This window comes from Mesonia mobilis DSM 19841 (genome assembly GCF_000423405.1).
Lineage (GTDB): Bacteria > Bacteroidota > Bacteroidia > Flavobacteriales > Flavobacteriaceae > Mesonia > Mesonia mobilis.
Genome location: NZ_AUHX01000005.1, coordinates 139,583 through 157,641, shown reverse-complemented (window position 1 = coordinate 157,641; position 18,059 = coordinate 139,583). Strand labels below are relative to the sequence as shown.

The following is an 18,059-nucleotide window of genomic DNA, read 5'->3' as shown; positions in this document are numbered from 1 at the left end:
ATTTTGCTGATAGTCGTTGGTTTTATGGAGTAAATCATACAACTTCTTCAGAAATAAAACCTACTCTACATAATCTTCAAAGTCTTGATCTTTGGTAAAGGAATCTTTGTTGTAGTTGTGTCCCATAAAGGCTATTGTTTCAGTATAGGTATAAAGAATAATAATAAAATGATTAAAAATGCGGGATTCCTCATTAAAAAGTTTTTTAATATCTGTAGTTTTAAGTTTTCACTTAATCAAATAAGTTATGAACTATTGGCATATGATGCTTCACCCAAGTGATGAAGAAACTGTAAATCGAAGTGTGGTAACAGAAATTTTGATGAACCATCAAATTATAGGGATGGGTGAATCTTGGGATAATGACAGAGGACAACCTCAGAAGTTCAAAAATGACGTCAAAATAGGAGATATCGTTCTAGTCAGAAGTGGTGGTCCTTTAGCTTTAGTTCAAATAACTGGTTCAAGTGAGCCAAACACTAATAAGGATATCTGGTTTGATATTAAGCGAGATATCAAAATAATCTCAATGGAAGGAGATAAATATAAAGAAGAATATAAATCATTAGCTCAGAAATGGAATGATAGCTTATACCTTCCCACAACTTTAGAAAGTGCAAATAATTCTGAATTTATCAATTTTTGGTACACAACAATAAAATCAAAATTAATGTTAGAAAGTATCCAAACTGTATTAAATTACAAAAAACAAATTATCCTTCAAGGGCCTCCCGGTACCGGAAAGACCTATCTAGCAAAGAAAATTGCTGATGCACTAACAAAAGATACCGTAAAATTTAATCCACTAGATAAGATTGACGTTTTCTTTAAGAATTACAAAGTTAATGATGATATTCTTGAACATCGTAATTTTGTTAACGGGCTTAATAAGACGTTTTTAAACAGATTTGAAAAACAAGAATTATCAAATTTGAAACTAGATGATTATGTATTGGGAATTGAAAGTAATGATACTTTTTGCTATTGGATTGAATATAAATTAGTAGACACTGGAAAGTATGCTGGTAGAGCTACTAAAGGTAAAATTTATTGGGATGCTAAAAATGAAGAATATAAAAAGAATGGTTTTATACGTGATATTGAAGACAATTCAGAGGCTATGAAAAAAGTAGCAAAATTGTTAGAGGATATTGTTTTTGAAAACATTTACGACTATCCCATAGGTAAAGGTTTTGTGCTAAAAGTACTTTATCAATATCATCCAGACAAGTATTTCCCTATTAATAGTGAATCTTGTTTAAATAACGTTTTAAGGTTAATTAAACAAGAATACAAGAATCTTAACTATATAGAAAAAAATAAAAAAGTCCAGCAGTTCTTTTTAGATTTGAAACATAAATATAATTCCGATATTACGAATTATGAGTTTATGTATTTTTTGTTTGAAAATTTTGATTTAAAAGGAAAGTTAATATTAGAGAATGATGAAATTGTTACTAAAGGCGATAAGAAAATAATTCAATTTCATCCTTCCTATACCTATGAAGATTTTGTAAGAGGTATTACAATTAAGACTAATGAAAATGGAGCTCTCGAATATGAACCTGAAAATAAATCACTAGCGAAATTTGCAGAAAGTGCGTTGAATAATAAAACAGCAAATTATGTTCTCATCATCGACGAAATCAACCGAGCAAATTTACCAAGTGTAATGGGGGAGTTAATATATGCCTTAGAATACCGCGGGGAGGCTGTAGAGAGTATGTATTCGATCGATGAAGATTCTAAAATTACAATCCCACCTAATTTATATATCATCGGAACGATGAACACCGCTGACCGCAGTGTGGGGCATATTGATTATGCTATCCGCAGACGTTTTGCTTTTGTAGACGTATTACCCGATGAAGGTGTTATTTCGAATGCAAAGGCAAAAGATTTATTCAGTAAAGTATCCGAACTTTTTGTAGAAGCTGTAGATGGTAAGCAACAAAACTCCAAATACCTTACAGCAGATTTTGATTACAAGGATATACACTTAGGACATAGTTACTTTCTTCTTAAATCTGGTTCTGAAGATGAACAGCGGAAAGAATTAGAGCTGCGTTTGGAATATGAAATCAAACCAATACTGCTAGAATACGTAAAAGATGGTATTCTGCAAGAAGATGTGAAGAAACATATTGAAGATCTTAAAGTCGTATGATGCTTCAATTTTCAGAACACGAAGGTTTTAAGGAAATCGCTCCCGTTACTCACGAATTTCTTAATGCAATAGAAGGGAAGTCCTTTTTTAAAACTTTTAAAAAAACACACCGAAACAGAGAGCAGTTGGAGCGTTGCTATGAAATTAATTGTATTGATCAAGAGCTTGGAGAGTATGCCATTAAGACTAATTATTACATCGGTGTAGATTGGGTTATACAAAATAAATTACCAATACAGATATCTCCAAAGATTGATAAAGATACCGACAAGCAGACCGATTACTTGAAGATGCTGCTGCACTGTATGAAGCACCCTGAGGTTACTCAGGAGATAAAGGAGCTTGTTGAGGTAAAGTGGGAAGAGCCAAAAATTGAAATAGAACAGCATCAGGACTTTTTGACTCCCTTTTTGATTATCGAATTCTTAGGTATTTTAAGACGTATCGTAAAAAAAGGCCTTAAAAAGTCATATTATAAAGTTGAACATAATTTACAGAGCCGAGTAAAAGGTAAAGTACTGGTATCAAAAACAATCAAACATAACCTAGCTCAAAATAAAAACTTACATACCTATTGTCAATTTGAGGAATTTGGTGTGAACACCCCTGAAAATAAACTCCTGAATAAGGCTTTTGAATTATCGAAAGCTTATTTACCGACTTTTAATAAACTTACCGAGGCCAAGGGGCTAAAGGATTTGTATAATTATATTAATCCTGCTTTTAATCAGGTTGCTACTCAGGTAAGCCTTAAAGAGATGCCTCAAGGAAAATCTAGAAGTTTATTTAAAGAATATGATGAGGCTTTAACATTAGCTAGCTATATTATCAAGCGCTATGGCTATAGCATTAAATCGCAAACTAAAGAGAAAGTAGAAACCCCACCTTTTTGGATAGATATGAGTAAGCTTTTTGAACTCTATACACTTAGTTTGCTCAAAGAACATTTTGGAACAGCTGTTTTTTTTCAATTTAAAAATAGGGGTAGTGAGCTTGATTATTTGCTAAATACGGAGACGTATAAAATGGTGATTGATGCGAAATATAAACCTAGCTATTTAAATGGCAGAAATAATCGAGATATGCGCCAAGTGAGTGGTTACGCTCGTCTTAAAAAAGTTTATGATGTACTTTATAATGATAAAGAATATAATAAGCTTATAGACTGTTTAATTATTTACCCTGATCAGAAAACAGGTTTAAAAAAAATAACTGGGAATGATCTAAAGCAAAACCTTATACCCGATTATATGAATATTTATAAATTGGGTGTTGTTCTGCCGACTGTTTAATATTTTTTGTCCTCAATTCATAAAGTTATTCTTGATTAGTTTGTAATGCTTCATTGTACATCCAATTTATTTTCTTGATAGTATTACTTACATATTGATTTTCTGGTTCAATCTGTTTCCAATAACTTAATCTACCAAGTATCCTATCAATATAGAAAATGTCGTTATATCTTTTAACTTGATCTAATATTCCAAATTTTAAAATAAAGTGAGCTTGTTGTTTGACTTCGCGTCTAAAATCTTTTGGAAGCCTTATTGAGTCTTTTTTTACGACAATTCCAGTTATAAGCTTTCTCTGGTTTGCTGAGTATTCTATTGTTTTATCAGGATTTGCTAAAAAACCTTCATCCTCGATATTCATCATAACTAAAGTACTGAAATCGTGAGGAATTGATTTGTCTGAAAAAATTAAATCGTCTGCATACCGGGTATAAGTTATATTATTATTTGAAGAGAATTTCGCTAATCTTTTGTCCAGATTGAATAGAATTATATTGCTAATAACAGGACTGGTAGCGGCTCCTTGTGGTAATTGATCTTTTAAGCAACAGAGTTAACTTAGATAATAGGTGACCTCTTTACTATAACCTAATCTTTTAAAAAGCTCTCGTACTCTTGGTATTTTTATTGAAGGAAAAAAATCTTTTAGATCAATTTTCAACATCTCTTTAGACCCAATGTGTGACTTAGCATTTTGAGCGATATTTTTTCCTTTTACATAAGCATAAGCTGAAGGATGTATATCAAAACTAGAGAGTATATGTTTAGCTATCCATTGTTGCACTTCTAATAATGAAGTATACGGTGTTACGATATCACGATAGCCGCCTTTTCTTTTGGGTATTTTAAACTCTCTATAAAAACTTGATGGAGCTTGTACCATATTATTTAATACTCCTAATTTTAGACCAAGTAATTTAGAAAGGTGCTGTGTGTCAATAATGACTGGAACATTATTTTTGAAAGCGCTTTTGACATACTGCATTCTTTTAACCCTCTCAATCTCGGAGAGATTTGAAGTATCGATAGCCTTTTCCCAATCATGTATAGTATAGCTCAAAACTTTAATTTAAAGAGAAGAAGAATTACACAATAATTCATAAAATAGAGATCCATTTTAATATAATGAATTATTGTACCTGAAATCATTTTTCTGATTTCAGTTCCAACAAATCATCATAATGGATAAAACAGCCTTAACTGTCCTGAGGCGACTTCGCCTCATTTACTAATCCTTCTTCCCTTTTTTTACATATATGGTTTATTAATTTCGGTTTGATCTGCCTTCATATATGAAGGCTTTTCACTTTTTTTTCTTTTTAACTTATTTTTTGAAATAAGAATCTTTTCTACATCTAATTTTTTAATTATTAACTTTTTATCCCAATCAACCTCAACTATTCCTGTCTCACTAAGTGAATCTAATATCTCTGCCAAATCTTTAGGATTAAAAAGTTCTTTAAAATAAGAAATACGAAATGATGTTTCTTCTGTTGCTAAAAGATACGTTGTGAAATCTCTCCTCTCCATAGTCTATTGCATTCTATTAAAAAGAGGTTTTCTCGATTTACCATTACTATATCGATTCCACCAAAATATTGGAGAATTATTATTTGGTAAATTGAATCTATTCCAAGCATAGATAGCCTCTGACTTACCATAACCAAGACTGAATTTTTCAAGTTGTTCGGGTTCGACTCCTTCATAAAGAATTTTTTCCATATTGATTATTCTTTTTTTTATCTTCTTTCTTTCATAAAATGGCCAGATAGTTTTAGTAGCTTTTTCTAACTTATAACAAGTGGACATTGGAACTTTTAAAGGTTCTAAAGTTTTTATTCCAGATTTCATAGCAGCTAGGGAAAACAAGTTCAAAGTAAAGTCTTTTTGTTTATCATTTATTAATTTTTGAATATGTTCAATATTTTTTTTTGCCGTTCCACCTGTACCAATAAAATCATCAACTATAACAATCTGTTTCAAGTTCAAGCCATCCCTCGGAAAGCCATCTTTTTTGATTCGATCAATACCATAATGAAAATTAGGTAATAAATTATGTTCTTTCCAAAGAGGGTTTATTTCTGTAAGAATAGACTTCATAAAATTCAAAATAATTTGTGAACCATCTGGATATTTGTGTTTTTGAAAACCTATAAAGAGTGTAGTTTCAGGACTCAATTGCCAATTCTTAATACATTTCCTTAAAGTATTTCTCACATATAAAGAAGCATCTTCTTGTATTACATATTTAAAATTATTAATTAAAGAAGCTATTATTTGCTTACTATTAATATCATCATATTCTAACCATAAATTCTTTAAACCTTCGCTATTCGCTTCCTGACGTAACCATTTATTTTTATAATAAAGTTCGCAAAGAGATTCATAATCAAAGTCTGTGTACTCAATTGTTTCTTCCGTGGTATTCTTGCTCGCTGCTTCATTGGATTTTTTAGCAAATATTTTGGTTAGCCAGTTTAACATTCTGTTTAGACCTATTAGTTTTTATACTCATAATTATTCTCCGGCTCCGCAGCCATAGGTAAAGTATCTTGCTTGTCTTCTTGCCTACCCTCAAAAACCTCCCTCAACACACTCTCCATCAATTGCTCTAGTTGTTCTTCACCAGTTTGTACCTCCTGTTCTAATGCATCACAAAGACCCATCAAAACATTTACTTTTTCTACAATGGCTTTTTGTTCTTCTAGTGGTGGAAGACATACTATTATATCTCTAATAGTTCCCATAGAAAGACTTGGTTGCGCTGTGGATTTAATATGCTTGAAAAGTTCTTTTCGACCAATTGGGGAAAGTAAATAAAACAATAAGTAATCAATTTCTAGATTATGATTAAACTCATTGAAAGGTTCTAATTTAGCAACATTAGGTGCTAAGTGCCATCTTTTCTTTTTTCTAAACACAGCTACTTCACCAATTCCAGCACCAATGAACGTAATTAGCAATGATTCTTTAACTAACTCACAACGACTCAACAATTTTGATGTTTCTAAATCAATATATTTTAATTTAGTTTCGTCAATTCTGTTTGGTTTTACATTTTGAGCTCTAATAACAGGAACTTCTCCTACATCTTGAAGATTTATATATTTAGAATACTCAAAACCAGCAAGTTTTGTGATAAAGCCTAAATCGACTGTTTTAGCTTTTGTCCAAGAATCTGGCAAATCCAAATTAAATTCGTCTTCTAAAATATTACCTTTTTCCCTTGTTTTCTTTAATTTCTTTTCTGCTATTAATTTATTTCTTTCTGATTTTATACGTTTTAAAAGCTCACTTGCGTGATGTTCTCCAGAAACAAGCTTAGGGTGACGGGCGCGCCAATCTGCAGTGAGTTTACCTTGTACGGCCAATTGTAAAATAGTTTCCCGTAGTTTTTTAATGTTGGTGACATCATCAAAAAAAGTTGAGAAGTGCGGAGTCAACTCTTGCCAGGCTGTTTGCGTGCTTTGAGTGGCCAAATGATGTAAAGCCGAAGCAACATAATCTTGTTTAAGTTGAATACGCTTGTGTGTGAGAGTTTCCAATTGCTCCACTTCTTTAAAAAGGATTTCGACAACTCGAACAATTTCTTTTTGTTCTTCTAAAGAAGGCAAAGGAACAGCAATATCACAAAATCTTGATATTGAAACTCCACCAATTATTCCAGTCATTTGAGACTGAAACTGTTCAAAAAATTTAGGGGTTAGATATAGCGATAGGAGAAAGGTAGGTTCGATGTTTTAAAATGGCTCAATAGCATATAACTTATTCCCAAAGCATACATCTTTATTTACAATACCACATTTCTTTCCTGCGCTTCCGCCTTCAGAACAAATTAGCACAGCACCTTTATGAGCGACTTTAAATTTATCTTCATTTTTGGGTATTTTTACTCCATTTTCATAGTTTATAGACTCAAAACCATAACCAATATCTTTAGTTCCTAAATATGGATAGCCATTATCAAGGCCTTCATACTTAGCTTGCTTAACGCTTTTATTTACACTGTTGCCATTAAATATAGCTCCAAGCTCTCCTATTATATCCATTCCCAATTTTCAGGTGTATCTATGTAATAGTCATTTTTTCTAAAAGCAGATGTTTTAATATTTCTAATTAATTTCTTTTTAATTAGTGTTATTTTTTCAGCCTTAATCGATTTTTTAAGCCTTTCAGCTGAGTTCAAACCGCTGATAAGTTCTGGATTTTCTTTTCTCCAGTCTGCTGTTAATTTTCCTTGTACCGCTAACTGGAGAATCAGCCCTTTAAGGGCATTGGCATTTTTAGGATGAATGCTGAGCTTATGAAAGTGTTTGAGTAACTGCATCTATTGTAAAGCTTCGGTTAGTACTTTAACAATCTCATCCTGTATGCTAGTAATTTTAGCTTCCGTTTTACGGTACTTTTCTAGAATTACCTTTGGTGCCTCTAAAGAATCTACTTCTTCATGCGGGTTTTTAAAATCTAGGTTATAGTTTTTCGCCTTGATCTCATCTAAGGTAATTTTCCACGCAAGTGGTGAACCTTTTCGCTTTTTCCACCAGTCTTTTTCAGCGTCAAATTCCTTGATGTTAATAGGCTTGGTTTTATTATAACTCTTTACGCCTTCGGGATAGGGATGCTCATAATACCAAATCTCCTTAGTAGGTCTACCTTTTTCAAAGAATAACAAGTTGGTATTGATACCGGTATAGGGATTAAAAACCCCGTTAGGCAAACGCACAATAGTATGCAGATTACACTTCGCCAACAGTTCTTCTTTAACCCGCGTTTTTACACCTTCACCAAATAAGGTTCCGTCAGGTAAAACCACTGCCGCGCGCCCACCGTCTTTAAGCAATCGTATAATTAAAGCTAAGAATAAGTCCGCGGTTTCTTTGGTTCTAAACTTTTGAGGGAAGTTGGTTTCGGTACCGTCTTCTTCAACACCGCCAAAAGGGGGATTGCTCAAGATGATATCTACTTTATCTTTGGCTCCCCAATCGCTATAGGGTTTACTCAGTAAGTTATCCCTACGAACTGCGGGCAAGTCAAAACCGTGTAACATCAGGTTGGTCGTACACAGTAAATGGGGTAGGGGTTTCTTCTCAATACCACGAATCGAGTTTTGCAATTTGTCACGGTCTTGTGGGGTATTCACCTGCTTACGGATATGATCAATACTACATGTCAAAAAACCACCAGTACCACAAGCGGGGTCTAGAATGGTCTCACCCAGTTGAGGATCTATCATATCTACCATAAATTGGGTTACAGCACGGGGGGTATAATATTCCCCAGAAGAACCGGCAGACTGTAGCTCTTTTAAAATGGTCTCGTAAATATCATTAAAAAGGTGGCGGTCTGTAGAGCTGTTAAAGTCAATCTGATTAATGGTATTGATCACCTGACGGAACAGGGTTCCGTTTTTCATATAATTATAGGTGTCCTCAAATACCGAACGAATGATATTAGCCTGTGGGCTAATGGTAATATCCAGATCTTTAAGAACGGGAAACAGCTCATTATCGATAAAGTCCATCAACTGGTCTCCAGTCAACCCTTCTTCATCAGCTGCCCAGTTTTGCCATTTAAGCTTTTCCGGAATAGGGCTTTCGTAGTTATCAATTGTAATTTCCCATTCTTCTTCCTTATCGGCAAAAATCTTCATAAAAAGCATCCATACCATTTGTGAAATACGCTGTGCGTCACCGTCAACACCGGTGTCTTTACGCATAATATCGCGGATGGATTTTATATTTGAAGTGATGTTACTCATTTATTTATTTTTATTAAGCAGTTGCAAAAATACAATTCCTTTCTCTGTTATTTTATATTGTTGTTTAGAACTACTAGGCTTATCAGGTATTGTCCGTTCTATTAATAGGTCTTCAATTAGTTTATTAGAAATAATATTCAATTGACTGGATATTGATTTTTGATTTAACGTAACAGAGATTTCTTTCTTTGAAGATGTTTTTTCTTTTAGAATTAGCAATATTTTAGTATACAAGGACTCTTGCTGTAACTCTTGCTGTAACTCTTGCTGTAACTCTTGCTGTAACTCTTGCTGTAACTCTTGCTGTAACTCCTGCTGTAACTCCTGCTCTTGTTGATAATTTGCTTTTATAAAAGACACTCGGAACGCTATGCCGGGTTCTTTCCATTGGAGGTCTATTTCAGGGTACCGTTTTAAATCATCAGCTATTAATTGTAGGCCATTACCCCATTGTTCAATAATTCCTAAACGTTTAAATACAGGGGCTAAGACTTTATTTCTCACATCAGATTGTCCGGCGTCCATGTCGTCAAAATCAATCGTGGATAATAATTTTCCGGGGCTCGTTATTTCTAACTTATCATCAAAAATAGCAATTTTAATATCTTTTCCTGTAAGCGAGTAATCTCTATGGATCACAGCGTTTCTAATAACTTCTCTAATAGCAACTATAGGGTATTCCCAACGATCGTTTCTATATACTCCCTCATAATCTTTGGTGCCTTGGGAGATATGACGCAAGATGAATTGATAAGCTAATTCTGGCTGTAAAGCGATACTAGTTTGAATAGATTTTTGGTCTATAAAAGTACCGGGAACCACCCCTTTAAAAAGCGCACACTCAATTTTAGCATTAGGGAAAAATTGTTCACGAGCTTGATCTTCGGCTAGTAAAAGTAAGGCATGCGTAGGCAATAATTGCCCTTGTTCTTGTTTCACAAGAGCTAATTTTTTTAGAATTTGAAGCCTCAAATTTTCACCCGTCTTTTCCTTGAAAAACTCCTTAAAGGTCTCTATACGTAACTCTTGATAACTTTTTTTAAAATACACTTCTGAATCAAAAGATATTTGTTGCCCCTGTCTTTCTAATTCTTGTAGTATTTGATTATTGGCGACTCTATTGGAAGAGCCAACTCTAATATAAGTGCCATTTTCTTTTCCTTTGGAAGCAATAAAATAGGGAGGTTGGTTTCCTTTATGGATATAAACTCTAAGAATATAGGTGTCATGATGTTCAATAAAATCTATTTCAGGTAGAATAGTAGGCCGACATTGATCATGAATAATATTACTAATTTGGTTTTCAATGGTATCTAATTGGGTTTGTTGAAATCCTGTAATTTTTCTAGGATTGTTCTTTACACCAATAAATAATTCACCCCCGGCATCGTTTGCAAACGAAATAATTGTTTTTGCAAATTCGGCTTTAGTGGGCATCACTTCTTTAAGTTCAAGACGTCTCCCTTCAGGCTGTGCTATTTTATGAAGAATATTCAATTAAGCAATATTATAAATTTCTTTTTCTAATTCTTGAATGGCTTTTTCAAAGTCTTTGTGATTTCCAAAAGCACGCACTAACTCTACAGGAGAGCCCAATTCATTTAGGGGCTTTACTTTGAGTACAGAACCTTGTTCTATAGAGGTGATACCTTCATATTCATATTTTACGAGAAGACTATCTAACACTTGTTGAGCAATACCTGAATATTTTGCGAAATAGTTACGCTTACGTACATTATCTGCTCGCTCTCTTCGAGTTAATGGTGGTTGATCAAAAGCGATGTGGCATATAAGGTCAAAATCATCCAGATCTTTACCTACCTCCTCACGCAAGGCTTCCAAAAGCACCCCATGCTCTGCTAATTCCCTGAATAATTCGTCTTTCTTTTCGGTACTGTTCCAGCGGAGTAAAAAATCATCAAGAGAAGCAAATTGTTTGGTTAGGTTTTCTTTGGTGTAATCTTTTAAAGACTCAGTGATTAGCTTACCATCTTTGCCGTAGTATTGAACCCGTTCGTGCGCTACACTTACTTTTACGTTGTTTACATAAAACTTCTTAGGAGTATCAGGTATACCGTCGATATCAATATCAGGCGGGTCTCCTGCAGGATAATCGGGCTCATCAATATCTGGCCAATCCCCGTCTATAATGGGGGTATCCTCATCATCTGGCGGTACAATAGGGGCATCAGGTTCTGGTTCGTAGATTTGTACAGGATCACCATCGAAGTCAGGATCTGCAAAATGATTGGTCGCTTTTCTAAAATCCATAATCGAAAAAAAGACTTTGCCCTCAGCCTCCCGAATATGTGTACCCCGACCGATGATCTGTTTAAATTCGGTCATCGAACCTATATTAGCTTCAAGTACTACCACCTTAACCATTTTGGTATCTATACCGGTGGTCAGCATTTTTGAGGTGGTGGCAATAACGGGAAAGCGTTCTTCAACATCAGTAAAGTTGTCGAGCTCGCGCTTACCTATTTCATCATCTCCTGTAATTTTTACTACATAATGTTGATGCTTAGCGACCAAATCTGCATTCTCATTAATAAGCGCTATGCGCATTCGGTTGGCGTGATCGATATCGGTACAGAAAACTATGGTTTTTGCAAAACGATCAGTTCCTTTAAGATATTCGGTAATTTTTTGAGCAACTAACTGGGTTCGTTCGTCAATAGCCAACGTACGGTCGTAGTCCTTAAGGTTATATATGCGATCTTCAATCTCATTGCCGTATTTATCTTTTAAGCCTTGGGTAGGTCGCCAGCCTTCATCAACGGTAGTGCTGATTCGTATTACTTTGTAAGGAGCCAGAAAGCCATCATCAATACCTTGTTTCAGCGAATAGGTGTAAACGGGTTCTCCAAAATAGGCGATGTTGGAAATATCTTTTGTCTCTTTAGGCGTAGCAGTTAAACCTATTTAAGTAGCAGCACTAAAATAATCAAGTACCTCCCGCCACGCAGAAGCCTCTGAAGCACTACCACGGTGACATTCGTCTATAACCACAAGGTCGAAGAAATCACGACTAAATTCTTTATAAGCGTTTTTAGATTCTTCATTACCCGTCAATCCTTGATAAAGGGCAAAGTAAATTTGATAGGATTTATCAATTTTTCGATTCTTGATGATGTGCATAATTTCACTTCCAAAAGGGGAGAAATCTCCATTTTTGGTTTGGGTCAATAATGCATTTCTATCAGCAAGAAAAAGAATACGTTTTTTAATCTGTCCTTTCCAGAGCCGCCAAATAATATTAAAAGCGGTATAAGTTTTACCCGTACCGGTAGCCATAACTAATAAAATACGATCCTGTTTTTTTGCAATGGCCTCAACGGTTCTGTTCACGGCATTTTGTTGATAATAGCGCGGACTCATTCCGCTGATGTCTACATAATAATCCTGTTCTACAACCTCTAAAGCCTCTGGGGTATCAATATTTTTATACTTCAGATAAAGTTCCCATAAGAATTCCGGAGAAGGGAATTCATCCATTGGGAGTTCGGTTTCCACGTTACCGTATAAACCAGTTTTATCGTGAAAAACAAACGAATCGCCATTAGAGGTAAACACAAACGGAATCTGTAAAATATCAGCATATTCTAAAGCTTGTTGCATCCCGGCTCCGACGGGACTATTATTATCTTTAGCCTCAATAATTGCAAGTGGGGTATTGGGCTTATGATATAAAATATAATCTGCTCGTTTTCTTTTACCGCGAGTATGTAAATTTCCCTGTACGATAATACGTCAGTCAGTAAAAAAGACCTCTTCCCGTACTTGTTTACGAATGTCCCAGCCTGCTTTCTGTATAGCTGGATTAATAAATTTGGTACAGATATCCCTTTCGGTAAGGTCTTTTTTATTCATGAAGTTTTTGGTATCTTCTCTAGGAAATGAAATTTAGTTTCAACTTATAAATTGTAAATATAAAAAAATAGGTCTTTAAAATCTAACTGTAATTGATATGTACTGTAATTTTTATATTTGTAGTATAAAATTAAATTTAGCAGATCAAGTTTTCTTTACGAAAGGAATAGTTGAAGTTGTAAGCTTATAGGTATTTATAATGAAAAAGAAAACATTATTAATATTTTGAAACCATTAAAGGCCAAGAAACCCATCACCAATGTGGATGAGCATGGGTCAACCTGATAAAAGGTGGGAAACTCAATCAAGAAATAGGAGTGGAGCTAAGCCAAAAGCTAGGCTTAGAAACAAAACCAAGCGAGCCTCAACAGGAAAATAGTCGGGAAGAGCAGACACAAATTAAATCATAGAACAAATGAATCATCATTTTATTAGTTTTTTTTTCAATTTTATAGGAGGCACCACCCGTTGGCTATAGGGCACTTTGTGGCGATCGATTGCCAGACGCAAAAAATATACCTTCAAAGAATACCTCCATGGTCCCAACCCTCCCGAACCCGGATATGAAAACCACGACATCATTAATTTTTTTATAGGCATAGTCGTCTTCTTCTTCATCATCGCTCCCCTCCTCAAAAAACTCTAACCGTACAGTCTACAATCTACAAACTCCCCACTGTCACCCTGAGCTTGTCGAAGGATCAACTTCATCCTGTCTCGTGTTTCTTGCTTCCTGCTTCTAAAAGTCACCCTGAGCCTGCCGAAGGACAACTCCCAACCACTACATTTTACAGTCTACATTATACTCTCTACAACCTAACCACTAAAAATTCCCCACTACAAGCTGTCATTCCGACGAAGGAGGAATCTCTCAATTTCGATTTCGAATTCAGTTTCGACTTCAACTTCATCAAACTCCCCACTTCCCACTGTCACCCTGAGCTTGCCGAAGGATCATCTCCCAACCACTACAACCTACAATCTACAATCTACAACCTAAACCCTGCCTACTGAACACTGAACACCGCCAAGTCTTGAGCCCGCCGAAGGATCAACGAAAGACTGTCATTCCGACGAAGGAGGAATCTCTCAATTTCAATTTCGAATTCAGTTTCGACTTCAACTTCATCAAACTCCCCACTAAACCCTGCCCACTGCCCACTGCCAACTGAACACTAAACCCTTCCAACTCCCAACCACTACAATATACATGCTACATTTTACAACCTACAACCTAAACCCTGCCAACTGAACACTAAAAACTAAAAACCTCCCCAACACCTAACACCTACAACCTACAACCTAAAAACCCCTAATCAACCCCCACGATACTCCCTAGATACCTCCATGAAACACACTTTATCGATAACATAGAAAATGCGATAAACGGCAGGGCAAAGGAGTAAAAGAAAAATAAAGGAAAAGTAGAGGAAAAAGGCAGGTATAAAAAAAGCTACAACAAATGTTGTAGCTTTTTGCGGAGAAAGAGGGATTCGAACCCCCGGAGGTGTGACCCTCGCCGGTTTTCAAGACCGGTGCATTCGACCACTCTGCCATTTCTCCTTGAGTGTCTCATCAGGTATTCCCTGAACGCGGATGCAAATATAAGAGCTTTTTTCAATTCTCAAAAATAAATTTTAAGAAATTTTTTAGCAGTTACTCCTTAGAGCATCTCTAGATTTTTTGATATCTTGGCTACCAAATAATTAAGCGCAAACCAATGATAAAAAAAATTTTAGTAATGGCTGTTTTTTCGATGGCCTTAGCTTGTAAAATCCAAAAAAACAAGCCTATTTCAGAAGCCAATGTCGAAGAATACGCAAGTACCATTACCGCAGCAGAACTTAAAGATCACCTCTACACCTTCGCTTCCGATGAATTTCAAGGAAGAGATACCGGAAAACCCGGACAAAAAAAAGCGGCCAATTACCTAAAAGATAATTATATGAAAATGGAAATCGCTTCTCCACTCGGCGGCGAAGACTATTTTCAAGACATACCTTCTAGTTTTTTCAACAATAAATACAACGATTCAGAAAATGTAGTGGCCTTTATCAAAGGCAGCGAATTTCCAGAAGAGATCGTGGTGATCTCGGCACATTACGATCATGTGGGAATGGATGCCGAAGGGAATATCTATAACGGAGCCGACGATGATGGTTCGGGTACGGTTTCTATCTTAGAAATTGCCGAAGCTTTTAAAGAAGCACAAGACGACGGTTATCAACCTAGAAGATCCATCTTGTTCCTGCACGTTACCGGCGAAGAAAAAGGTCTATTGGGGTCCGACTATTACACCAAAAATCCAATCTTCCCATTAGAAAATACAGTTACCGATCTTAATACCGATATGATTGGGCGCATCGACCCGAAACACGAAGACAACCCCAATTACATCTACTTAATAGGGAGCGATAAGCTAAGTACCCAGTTGCACGAACTCTCAGAAGAAGTGAACAACAAATACACGCAATTCGACTTAGATTATACCTACAACGACGAGAACGATCCCAACCGTTTCTATTACCGTAGCGATCACTACAACTTTGCAAAGCACAACATTCCGGTGATCTTTTATTTCAACGGAACGCACGCCGATTACCACCAACCTACCGATACCCCAGATAAAATCGAGTACGATCTCATGGCACGTCGCGCGCAACTTATATTTTACACCGCTTGGGAGGTCGCGAATCGTGATGAACGTTTAGTGGTCGATAAGGCGCAATAAATTTTTTAGGCGTCCTTCAAACACAAAAGCAGCTTGAGAAAGCTGCTTTTGTGTTTGAATCGGGCTATCCGCTACAATTCCTCATTCCGCTAGCGCTCCACTGCGGGATTTTCACTGCTATCCCTGGCCGAAATACCATCAAGAAAAGTATTCAAAGCTTCTAAAGAAGTTTTTTTCATACCGATGAGGTAGCGATTGCGTTCTCCTAAGGTAATTTGTTGCGAATAGATTTCTTGGTCGGCAGTAAGTTGTACCAATAATAACTGCGTTTTCCCTTTAATAAGGAGTTGTGCCAAACTGATTTCATCTTTTGCTTCGTAATAAGGATAAGTTATAAAAGAGTCCAGGTCTTCATATAAAACATAGATCGTAAAATAGTCGGCAAGCTTTTCATTGGCAAGCAAAACATCTTTAAAACCGTCAGGTGCTACTACGCGATCAACATTAATCCAATCGAGTTGCTGTAAATTAATCTTTGCGGGATCGATGATAGGTTGGTAATTCGAGGTAGAGTTGCTGTTTTTATTATCAGCGATGTCATACACATTAAAAGATTCATTCATCTCCAAATAATAATCCAAAGAATCGCGAGGCACTTTAATAGACATATATTGATCTACTCCATACATTCTGCTATATTGATAATTGAGTACGGTAGTATCGACCAAAGAGGTATCTTTTTTCCATTGCATAATTCCTTCTTCGTTACGTGCGCCGTAATAGATATCGTTGTTATGAATTCGGTGATCGGGGAAGGTGACTGGTAAAGTAGCGTTTTCTTTTAGCGAGATTTCTTGAGTACCATCGGTCACTTCAAGATAGATCACCCCAGAAGAGCTTAAAAGTTTCCCGTCTACCGTTTCGGTAGAAAGCTGGTGCGTCACCAAATCTTTAAACTGGTAATACTCTTCCAGTTCTAAAGTAAGTGGAGTAGTGGCATCTACTTCAAAACGATCGCGTTCAAAATAGATCAACGTTCCGTCTTTGCCTTTGAGTAAACTATCGGTGACTAAGCCCAAATCAAAGACCTGCGTCTCCACGTTGGTTAAATCTACTAAAGGATTCTCGAGCGTTTTAGTAGTTTTGATCTCACGATCGATTTCCAAAGGAAAAGTAGTAGAGGTTTTTTCATCTTCCACACAAGAAAGAGCACTTAAAACAAGAATGAATCCAAGTAATGATTTTTTCATAATAAATAAATTAGTTATAAAAAGTCAATTCCAAGGATCATGCCAAAATAATATAGAAGGGAGTTACCTGCGGCAAACTTCAAGTTAAAGCATAAAAAAGTCCTTACACGAATGCAAGGACTTGAAAAAGGGTGGAAGATCGGTTTCGAACCGACGACCTCCTGAACCACAATCAGGCGCTCTAACCAGCTGAGCTACAACCACCATTTGTTTTGAAGAACGTTTACTAAAATATCAATTAGTAAATGCGGATGCAAATTTAGTGTAAATACTCAATTCTGCAAAATATTTTTTTAATTAAATTAAATCAAATATAGAATCGACTGCAGGACAGCGTTCTACCGTGAAACCTTCAGCATATTCGGTACCAATCAATCGGCCTAAATTGCGAGCGCGATAGGTAACACTATCTAAAAAGTTACCGCTAGAGATCGGGGTGGTAGGTTCTTTGCTATCGGGATCAAAAAATTGAGAGCGATAGGCTTTAACGGCTTCTACTTTTTTATCGATAAACCCGGAAATATCTACCGCAACATCGGGTTGTAGGTCTTTCCACTGAATATAGTGATACACAAACTTGGGTCGCCAGGCTTTTTGCTTGTTTTCATCACAGTAGGTTTCAATCTTACGCAAGCCACTTAAAAAACAAGCGTCACTGGCTAACTGACTCCCTTTTGGGTGATCGATATGGCGATCGTCTACCGCGTTGCAAAAAACAACTTCCGGACGGTATTTACGAATCACTTTAATAATTTCTAGTTGGTGTGCAGTGTTGTTAACGAAAAACGCGTCACTAAAACCTAAGTTTTTACGCATCGCTAAGCCTAAAATCTCAGCAGCGTCTTTAGCTTCTTGGTCACGAATTTCAGCTGAACCTCGCGTACCTAATTCGCCACGGGTTAAGTCTAAAACACCTACTTTTTTTCCGTTCGCAACTTCTTTTGCTAAAGTACCGGCGCAACTGAGTTCTATATCATCGGGATGGGCGCCAATGGCAAGTATATCTAATTTCATGAAGATTATTTTTTCTGAAGTGCAAAGATAACAA

13 protein-coding genes, 2 tRNA genes and 2 pseudogenes are annotated in these 18,059 nt (G+C 35.9%); 3 read left to right on the top strand and 14 right to left on the bottom strand.

The features are described from left to right. The first annotated feature begins 247 nt into the window (after positions 1-247). Together G551_RS16825 and G551_RS0105110 are read left to right on the top strand one after the other, a co-directional pair. Entirely contained in the window at positions 248-2,167 is a 1,920-nt protein-coding gene (locus G551_RS16825) for an AAA family ATPase (RefSeq protein ID WP_027884541.1), read from the top strand. Further along, complete coding sequence (locus tag G551_RS0105110) at positions 2,164-3,459, top strand: 5-methylcytosine restriction system specificity protein McrC (RefSeq protein ID WP_051191276.1); 1,296 nt, start codon at positions 2,164-2,166, stop codon at positions 3,457-3,459. Before G551_RS16825 ends, G551_RS0105110 begins: the two co-directional genes overlap by 4 nt. Positions 3,460-3,484: 25 nt before the next feature. On the opposite strand, the pseudogene G551_RS16935 reads toward G551_RS0105110, so the two are convergent. The 11 genes and pseudogenes from G551_RS16935 to G551_RS0105050 form a co-directional block, all read right to left on the bottom strand. After that, positions 3,485-3,988: pseudogene (locus tag G551_RS16935) on the bottom strand (reverse transcriptase domain-containing protein); the annotation flags it as partial. Between the two features lie 24 nt (positions 3,989-4,012). Continuing rightward, complete coding sequence (locus tag G551_RS16930) at positions 4,013-4,519, bottom strand: reverse transcriptase domain-containing protein (RefSeq protein WP_051191271.1); 507 nt, start codon at positions 4,517-4,519, stop codon at positions 4,013-4,015. Positions 4,520-4,707: 188 nt separating this feature from the next. Then, positions 4,708-4,989, bottom strand: a complete 282-nt coding sequence (locus G551_RS0105100; RefSeq protein WP_027884539.1) for a hypothetical protein — start codon at positions 4,987-4,989, stop codon at positions 4,708-4,710. Between the two features lie 3 nt (positions 4,990-4,992). Continuing rightward, the gene (locus G551_RS0105095) at positions 4,993-5,943 is read right to left on the bottom strand and encodes a phosphoribosyltransferase-like protein (protein WP_027884538.1); all 951 of its coding nucleotides are present in this window, start codon (positions 5,941-5,943) and stop codon (positions 4,993-4,995) included. Between the two features lie 14 nt (positions 5,944-5,957). Further along, positions 5,958-7,196: a restriction endonuclease subunit S gene (locus G551_RS15450; protein WP_262492855.1), complete on the bottom strand. Its 1,239-nt coding sequence runs from the start codon at positions 7,194-7,196 to the stop codon at positions 5,958-5,960. A 3-nt stretch (positions 7,197-7,199) separates the two neighbouring features. Next, positions 7,200-7,508 carry a restriction endonuclease subunit S domain-containing protein gene (locus tag G551_RS16180; protein WP_156876756.1) on the bottom strand — a complete coding sequence of 103 codons (309 nt, stop codon included), beginning with the start codon at positions 7,506-7,508 and terminating at the stop codon, positions 7,200-7,202. Further along, the gene (locus G551_RS15440) at positions 7,499-7,786 is read right to left on the bottom strand and encodes a hypothetical protein (RefSeq protein ID WP_036243357.1); all 288 of its coding nucleotides are present in this window, start codon (positions 7,784-7,786) and stop codon (positions 7,499-7,501) included. Before G551_RS15440 ends, G551_RS16180 begins: the two co-directional genes overlap by 10 nt. Then, complete coding sequence (locus G551_RS0105075; RefSeq protein ID WP_027884536.1) at positions 7,787-9,217, bottom strand: class I SAM-dependent DNA methyltransferase; 1,431 nt, start codon at positions 9,215-9,217, stop codon at positions 7,787-7,789. Then, positions 9,218-10,714 carry an RNA-binding domain-containing protein gene (locus G551_RS0105070; RefSeq protein ID WP_027884535.1) on the bottom strand — a complete coding sequence of 499 codons (1,497 nt, stop codon included), beginning with the start codon at positions 10,712-10,714 and terminating at the stop codon, positions 9,218-9,220. Then, positions 10,715-13,090: pseudogene (gene hsdR / locus G551_RS16925) on the bottom strand (EcoAI/FtnUII family type I restriction enzme subunit R). Positions 13,091-14,568: 1,478 nt separating this feature from the next. Further along, a tRNA-Ser gene (locus G551_RS0105050) sits at positions 14,569-14,653 on the bottom strand. Between the two features lie 157 nt (positions 14,654-14,810). Here G551_RS0105050 and G551_RS0105045 point away from each other — a divergent pair. Further along, positions 14,811-15,821 carry a M28 family metallopeptidase gene (locus G551_RS0105045; protein ID WP_084626381.1) on the top strand — a complete coding sequence of 337 codons (1,011 nt, stop codon included), beginning with the start codon at positions 14,811-14,813 and terminating at the stop codon, positions 15,819-15,821. Between the two features lie 89 nt (positions 15,822-15,910). On the opposite strand, the gene G551_RS0105040 is transcribed toward G551_RS0105045, so the two are convergent. The 3 genes from G551_RS0105040 to bshB1 form a co-directional block, all read right to left on the bottom strand. Next, positions 15,911-17,011: a hypothetical protein gene (locus tag G551_RS0105040; RefSeq protein WP_027884532.1), complete on the bottom strand. Its 1,101-nt coding sequence runs from the start codon at positions 17,009-17,011 to the stop codon at positions 15,911-15,913. A gap of 129 nt (positions 17,012-17,140) precedes the next feature. After that, a tRNA-His gene (locus G551_RS0105035) sits at positions 17,141-17,216 on the bottom strand. 92 nt (positions 17,217-17,308) lie between these two features. After that, positions 17,309-18,025, bottom strand: a complete 717-nt coding sequence (gene bshB1, locus G551_RS0105030) for a bacillithiol biosynthesis deacetylase BshB1 (RefSeq protein ID WP_027884531.1) — start codon at positions 18,023-18,025, stop codon at positions 17,309-17,311. Positions 18,026-18,059 lie beyond the last annotated feature (34 nt).